4 protein-coding genes and 1 pseudogene are annotated in these 4,604 nt (G+C 63.3%); all 5 read left to right on the top strand.

The window, feature by feature from the left end:
- On the top strand, positions 1 to 409 hold a 409-nt coding region (locus tag ACE3UY_RS11785; protein WP_374687719.1), incomplete at its 5' end, for an electron transfer flavoprotein subunit alpha/FixB family protein.
- A gap of 86 nt (positions 410 to 495) precedes the next feature.
- On the top strand, positions 496 to 1,683 hold the full coding sequence (locus ACE3UY_RS11780) for an NAD(P)/FAD-dependent oxidoreductase (RefSeq protein WP_374687718.1): 1,188 nt from the start codon (positions 496 to 498) through the stop codon (positions 1,681 to 1,683).
- Between the two features lie 89 nt (positions 1,684 to 1,772).
- Entirely contained in the window at positions 1,773 to 2,762 is a 990-nt protein-coding gene (gene ilvC / locus ACE3UY_RS11775; RefSeq protein ID WP_374687717.1) for a ketol-acid reductoisomerase, read from the top strand.
- Positions 2,763 to 2,885: 123 nt separating this feature from the next.
- Positions 2,886 to 3,938: an ornithine carbamoyltransferase gene (locus ACE3UY_RS11770; RefSeq protein WP_374687716.1), complete on the top strand. Its 1,053-nt coding sequence runs from the start codon at positions 2,886 to 2,888 to the stop codon at positions 3,936 to 3,938.
- Positions 3,939 to 4,059: 121 nt separating this feature from the next.
- Positions 4,060 to 4,604, top strand: a pseudogene (locus ACE3UY_RS11765) (glycine cleavage system aminomethyltransferase GcvT); the annotation flags it as partial.

The raw sequence follows: 4,604 nt of genomic DNA, 5'->3' as shown, positions 1-4,604 counted from the left end.
CGAGAAGACCGCCGAGGCCGGCCGCCGGCTGCAAGACGCGCCGGTCATCGTCGACGTGGGTCAGGGCGTCCGCCAGCGCGGCGACCTGGGGCTGGCGCAGGAATTGGCCGACTTGTTGAACGGTCAGGTCAGCTGCTCGCGACCCGTCTCCAGCGAGCGCGACTGGTTCCCGGACTGGCTGGGTCTGTCCGGTCTCAAGCTGTCGCCCGACCTGTGCATCACGCTGGGCATCTCCGGCTCCATCCAGCACATGATCGGCATCCGCGACTCCCACCTCATCGTCGCCGTCAACAACGACGAGGGAGCCGGCATCTTCTCGCAGGCCGACTATGGCGTCAAGGCCGATCTCTACGAGTTCGTGCCCGCGCTGACAGCGGCGCTCAAGGCCCGTTCTGTCCACAAAGTCTGAGCGACAGACCTGACAGGTGTGGGCGTTGGCGGCCAACGCCCACACCTGTCAGGTCTAAAACCGAAGAAAGAAAAGGAGAACAAACAATGACCAAGAAACGCGTAGGTATCGTCGGCGGCGGCATCGTCGGCACGTCCGTGGCCTATCACCTGACCCATTACTATGACGACGTCGAGGTGTACCTCTTCGAGAAGAACACCATCGGCTCGGGCACGACGGCCAAGTCGGCCGGCACGCACTGCCTGATCGACGACTCTGTGCCCCACGACTTCTGGTCGGTGCGCCTGCACGGCTTCAAGTTCTACACCGACCTGGAGAAGAAGTACCCCGGTTCGACCGGCTTCGAGAAGACCGGCACGCTGCTCATCGCCCCCTACCCGGAGTATGAGAAGTACGCCCTCCAGGCGGTCGACCTGGCCGTGGCCTCCGGCTACCAGGCGTGGTACTGGAAGGACAAGGAGAAGATCAAGGAGATTATCCCCGACTTGATCCTGGACGACGTGTTGGGCGCGGCCTACTGCCCGGAAGACGGCTTCTTCGATCCGACGATGATCTCCAGCACCCTGGCCCGCCTCTCGCGCGAGGAGGGGGCCCACGTCTACATCGGCACGGAAGTCACCACCATCAACATGGACGGCAACCGCGTCACCGGCGTGGACACCAACAAGGGCCATTTCGACCTCGACGTGCTGGTGGACGCCACCGGCCCGTGGGAGCCGTTCTTCAGCAAGAAGGTCGGCCTCGAGGTGCCCATCATCCACACCAAGGCCGAGGTCTTCATCCTGGAGCCGGTCGAGAGCCTGGGCTATCCCTTCCCCGTCCTGAAGTACCCGCGCTTCTACGCGCGCAAGGACAAGGAGAACGTGTTCATCTGCAAGGCCCATCTGACGATGGACCTGAACAACCCGGATCACGCCGGCGTGTGGGATGCCGACCAGCTGCCCATGACCGGCGGCACGGATCCTTACTTCTGGGACTTCCTGACCGAGGAACTGATGCAGCACTATCCGCGCCTGCTGGAGTCCTCCGTCGCCAACGACTGGGTGGGCTACCGCGCCGAGCCGCGCGACTACATGCCGGTGCTGGGCAAGACGCCCGTCGAGGGCTACATCCTGGCCATCGGCGCGGGCGGCAACGGCGTCATCGAAGGGCCGACCATCGGCCGCGACATCGCCCGCCTCATCATGACCGGCGAGACCTCCTACTTCCTGGACAAGCTGCCCCTCTCTCGCTTCGAGAAGGAGTTGGAGAAGCATCATAAGGTGACCTGGTAAAGTAGGGACTAGGTGCTAGGGACTAGGGAAGAGCGCTCTTTACTAGTCACTAGCCACTCACCACTAGTCCGTATCTCGGAGGTTGTACAATGGCATTTGAAAAAGTCTACCGCGACAGCGACATCAGTCTGGACGTTCTGGAAGGCAAGGTTGTGGCCGTGCTGGGGTATGGCATTCAGGGCGGGCCTCAGGCGCTGAACTTCCGCGACAGCGGCCTGACCGTCATCGTGGGCGCCGGCCCGCGCGACCTCTACACCGACTGGGACAAGGCCGAGGAGGACGGGTTCCAGGTCTACGACATCGGCGAGGCCACCCGCCGCGCCGACGTCGTCCACGTGCTGCTGGCCGACCCGGCCCAGCCGACGGTGTACCGCGAAGCCATCAAGCCCAACCTGCGGCCTGGCGCGACGCTGAGCTTCTGCCACGGCTTCAACGTCCTCTACGGCTCCATCCAGCCGCCCAAGGACGTGAACGTCACTCTCTACGTACCCAACGCCCCCGGCCACAAGGTGCGCGAGAAGTTCCTGGAAGGCTCCGGCATCTACGGCGCGGTCAGCGTGGAACAGGACGTGACCGGCGACGCGACCGAGCAGGTGCTCGCCCTGGCCAAGGCCGCCGGCAGCGCCCGCGTGGGCGTGGTGGAGCTTTCCTTCCAGCACGAGACGGAAGGGGACAACTTCGAGGAGCAGGTGCTCTATGGCGGCACGATCCATCTGATGAAGGCCGTTTTCGATACGATGGTCGAGGCCGGCTACCCGCCCTACTTCGCCTACGCCAAGGCCATTCGCTCGCTGCGAACGGTCGTAGACGTGATGGACGAGATCGGCATCGAGGCCTACATCTCGGAGCGCAGCAGCCGGACGTGCGAGTTCGCCGTTCGCACCAGCGGCCCGCGGGTGATCAACTACGACGAGGTGAAGAAGATCTTCCAGGAGACAGAGCGCGGCGAGTTCGCGGCGCGCTGGATGGAAGAGTGGCGGCTGGGCATGCCCCGCCTCTACCGCCTGCGCCGCACCGGGGCCAACTCGACCATGGAGAAGGTCGGCCGCGAGTGGCGCGAGTTGTTCGGCGGGGGTTAACCGTAGGGGCAGACACGCGTGTCTGCCCCCTGTTTCGGGCAGCCATATAGGTCTGCCCCTGCGAGATTGGGCAGACACGCAGGTCTGCCCCTACCAAAGACATATACATAGGAGACATACAAAGTGGTTACCGAAAAACTAAAGGGACGTGACTTTCTGCGTTTGCAGGATTTTACCAAGCAGGAACTGGAGACAATGTTGGAGTTGGGCCTGCAACTGAAGGCCGACAACGCCATGCGCCGGGCGCACGACGACTTGCTGCCCCGCCGCACGCTGTTCATGATGTTCTTCAATCCCAGCTTGCGCACGCGCAACAGCTTCGAGGCTGGCATCTTCCAGTTGGGCGGCCACGGCCACTTCCTGGAGCCGTCGTCCACGCGCCTACCCACCCTGGAAGGCGAAGACATGGGCTACGCCTCCGAGCGCATCTCCGACGTGGCCCGCGTGCTGTCGCGCATGGGCGACGCCATCGCCATCCGCATCCTGGGCGACGTGGTCGGCTGGGAGTATGACAAGAGCTACCGCATCATCGAGGAGTTCGCCAAGTGGTCGCACGTGCCCGTCATCAACATGGAAGACAACAAGTACCATCCGTGCCAGGGCATGGCCGACGCGATGGCGCTGTGGGAGCTGTTCGGCAAGGACTTGCGCGGGCGCAAGATCGGCGTCACGTGGACGTGGGGCTCCAGCCCCAAGAAGCCCATCGCTCCGCACCATGACTTCCTGTACATGGCCAGCCTCTTCGGCGCGGACGTGGTCTTCTCCCGGCCGCCGGAGATGCGCATCGACCCGGGCATCGAGGAAAACATCAAGGCCAACGCCGCGGCCAGCGGCGGTTCCTACCGGGTTTCCGAGACGATGGAAGACGCCTGCGAGAACGCCGACGTCGTCTACGCCAAGAACTACGTCGCCCTCGACCTGCTACCGCCGGTGACCAGCCAGCCCGAAAAGGACGAGATGGTCAAGCTGTTCGGCAAGTACAAGAACTGGATCGCCGACGAGGCGCGCATGAACCTGGCCAAGCCGACGGCGCAGTACATGCACTGCCTGCCCTGCGAGCGGGGCGCGGAAGTGACCAACGGCGTCCTCGACGGCAAGTGGGGCGAAGCGTGCTTCAATGAGGCCGAGAACCGCCTACACGCGCAGAAGGGCGTGATGGCCGCGATTATGCATTGAGCAGTTGATAGTTGATAGTTGTCAGTTGTCAGTTGTCAGTGGTCAGTAGTCAGTTATCAGCAAGCTGCTGACAACTAACAACTGACAACTAACAACTGACAACCGAATAGCGAGAATCAAAATGCCCAAACCACTACAGGAGACCAACCTCCACGCCTGGCACGCCGCGAACGGGGGCCGCCTGGTTCCGTTCGCGGGCTGGGAGATGCCTGTGCAGTATCCCACCGGCCCGGTCGAGGAACATCGCGCCACGCGCACGGCCGCCGGCCTGTTCGACATCGACCACATGGGCCAGATGGAAGTGCGCGGGCCGGAAGCGGAAGCGTTCGTCAACTACCTGACGACCTATGACGTGCGCCAGATGGCGCTCTACGATGCCCACTACGCCCTGATGTGCTACCCGGATGGCGGCGTGGTGGACGACATCTTCATCTACAAGCTGCCCGACGACACGGGCGCGCCCTACTTCTTCATCGCTATCAACGCTTCGAACCGCCACAAGGACGTGCAGTGGGCGACCATCCAGGCCGCGACCTACGATGTGACGGTGACCGACATCTCCGACGAGACGTACATGCTGGCCTTCCAGGGGCCGAAAGCCCCCGAAATCCTGAGCCGGCTGACGCAGACCGATGTGGCCGGCGTGCCGCGCTTCACGTCGCGCTT

Origin of the sequence: Promineifilum sp. (SeqCode), from assembly GCF_041918635.1 — a bacterium.
Classification (GTDB): Bacteria; Chloroflexota; Anaerolineae; order Promineifilales; family Promineifilaceae; genus Promineifilum.
This window is presented reverse-complemented; position numbering and strand designations above follow the sequence as displayed.

What these genes read in the sequence shown, in the direction of transcription:
- ilvC (WP_374687717.1), top strand. Translation starts at nt 1,773, where the DNA reads ATGGCATTTGAAAAAGTCTACCGCGACAGCGACATCAGTCTGGACGTT.
- ACE3UY_RS11780 (WP_374687718.1), top strand. Translation starts at nt 496, where the DNA reads ATGACCAAGAAACGCGTAGGTATCGTCGGCGGCGGCATCGTCGGCACG.